1 protein-coding gene is annotated in these 1512 nt (G+C 34.0%); it reads left to right on the top strand.

Annotated elements, in window-relative coordinates:
- Positions 1–487: 487 nt before the first annotated feature.
- Complete coding sequence (locus BFP75_RS15035) at positions 488–1150, top strand: CPBP family intramembrane glutamic endopeptidase (RefSeq protein ID WP_099546194.1); 663 nt, start codon at positions 488–490, stop codon at positions 1148–1150.
- Positions 1151–1512: the final 362 nt, after the last annotated feature.

Here is a 1512-nt window from a genome sequence, read left to right as displayed (position 1 = left end):
TTTACTTTTCGCATGTCTACTTGTTTATTGGCCATCGTCCTTTTTTAGCAAAAAAAGAGCTTTGACTTTTTACAAATAGAATCGACCTTTTCAGTGGTTCACTTTCACCCGTTTTGGGTGGCTCACTTTCATCCGTTTTAGGTGGTTCACATTAATCCGTTTTTAGTGGTATACTATGACCGTCTTTTGCACTTGAGAAACTAATCCGATTGGAGTTTAAAAAAATAAAAACGTAAAGTAATAAATGCTAAAATTCATTGCTTGAGGATTTTAGTTTTTTTTTAAAAATTTACCTGACTTCACATAGTGAGGCATTGACAATCAACTTTAGAGACAGCTTTACTGAAATTAAAATAGCTGGAATAAATATCCCCATATTCTACATTTTACAATTCAACTAGCCTTAACGATGGTCTGGCATAAATAGCTCTATTGGCCGGTAGATTAGATTGATATTGCACCCATATAAATTTAAAAAATAGTAAAAATGAATAAATTAACTCTTAAACAAATAGTAATTCCATTAATTACCTTGGCTATTATTTGTTTCATGTACTTTGGCCCTATCACTAGAACAGTATTTGAAAATATAATTATCTCCGTAATCATCATAATAGCTAATTATATAGAATATAAAGGAAAACCATTTTCGGCACTTGGATTTCAACGTGCAAAATTCAATGCAAAAAATCTCCTTTTAGTCGCACCACTAGTGGCATTTGGACTTTTTTCCTTTTACGTTTTTGCTTTGGTTCCGGCAGTTACAAAAATCACAGGAGTTGCTCCAGATTATTCAAGCATGGCCCAAGTCAGAGGAGATTTACCAACGGCAATGATTTGGTTATTGATATTATGGGCCACCGCAGGGTTTGGAGAAGAAATTATTTTCCGTGGTTATTTCCAGCGCCAGTTCGTCAAATTCTTTGGAGATAGCAAAATCAGTCTTGCCGTTTATATTCTAATATTTTGTGGCTTTTTCGGATATATGCACATGCAACAAGGAATTACAGGACAACTTGTTGCGGCATCCACAGGCGCTCTATTTTCAATAATATTCTATAAGCGTAAATACGATTTGTGGTTTATGATCATGGTACATGGTTTTTTTAATACCCTGGGGTTACTTAGTTTCTACTTTGGATTGGCTTAAACTGAGTAATTAAGTTATTTATTCATTACACTTATTTGAAATCCAATGAAAAAGCATAAAGCCGTTTACTCACTATATGTTGTGAGCAATATAAATTATCCATCACGAGAAAATTTCACTACAGCTAAACTAAAGTGTAATAAAATTATAACCTGTCATAAACGAAAACAAAAAATTCTTGATTATAATTCCCCCCATTGTTAGGACAATAAATCTTTAAAAATAAGTTTAATGATGATGTTGAAAGAGGGGGGTCCGGGGGGAGACTCATAACCTGCCCGATCTGTTGAAAACCCTTTTTGTCCCTTTGGTACCATCATGCCACTTGTTTCTTGCCTTGTTGATAAATTGTTGATGGGGTT

Origin of the sequence: Maribacter sp. 4G9 (assembly GCF_002742265.1) — a bacterium.
In the GTDB taxonomy this organism is placed as follows: Bacteria; Bacteroidota; Bacteroidia; order Flavobacteriales; family Flavobacteriaceae; genus Maribacter.
The sequence above is the reverse complement of the archived record's forward strand: the minus strand, read 5'-3'. Positions and strand labels throughout refer to the sequence as shown.

What these genes read in the sequence shown, in the direction of transcription:
- BFP75_RS15035 (WP_099546194.1), top strand. Translation starts at nt 488, where the DNA reads ATGAATAAATTAACTCTTAAACAAATAGTAATTCCATTAATTACCTTG.